Below are 757 nucleotides of genomic sequence, written 5' to 3'. Positions count from 1 at the left end.
TAGAATTACCCATTTACGGGTCGTTACGCAAATATACGGCGTAGTGCTATCATAGCTTTATAAAAAAAACTATGTTTAAGGGCGTCACAATTGAAAGTTTTCAAAGACATTTTCCAGATGAAGAATCGTGTTTACAATACCTTGCAGAGTTGAAGTGGCAGCAAGGGTTTCGTTGTAAGAAGTGTGGTGGAGAAATGTGGTGGAAAGGTAAAAGGTGGCTTGATAGACGTTGTCAGGCTTGCAATTATAATGAGTCTCCGACAGCAGGGACATTGTTTCATAAAGTAAAATTCAGTTTGCTGACAGCTTTTCAGATTTGTTTCCGTTTGAGTGTAAGTAAAAAGGGGATGTCAAGTTGCGAAATAAGCAGGGAATATGGCATCCGTCAAACAAGTGCCTGGTATTTTAAGCGCAAAGTGCAGGAGGGCATGCAAAGTAGTGAACAGTTTCCATTACAAGGTCGTGTAGAGGTAGATGAATTTGTGATTGGTGGCAAGGAAGAAGGGAATCAAGGTCGGGCTAAAGGAGATCGAAAAATTATCCTGATAGCAGTTGAAAAAGTATGCCGAAATAGAAAGACTGGCAGAGCGTATGCCCAATGCATAGAGGATTACAGCTCTACATCGTTTCAGCCATTTATGGAAAAACACATCGATAAAAAATCACGGGTAGTGACAGATGGCTGGGCAGCTTATGCTCCTCTAAAGAATATATTTCCACGATTGGAGCAGGTAGAATCCGGTAATGGCAAAAATTT

Annotated in this window: 1 protein-coding gene; it reads left to right on the top strand. The window is 40.8% G+C overall.

Annotation, left to right across the window (positions count from 1 at the left end; translation table 11 throughout):
• Positions 1-71: 71 nt before the first annotated feature.
• Positions 72-757, top strand: a 686-nt coding sequence (locus BW716_RS35065) for an IS1595 family transposase (RefSeq protein WP_083730677.1), incomplete at its 3' end; no start/stop codon positions are given.

It is taken from the genome of [Flexibacter] sp. ATCC 35208, from assembly GCF_001975825.1.
Taxonomy (GTDB): domain Bacteria; phylum Bacteroidota; class Bacteroidia; order Chitinophagales; family Chitinophagaceae; genus Chitinophaga.
Note: the sequence above shows the minus strand (reverse complement) of the source record. Positions and strands in the feature narration are given on the sequence as shown.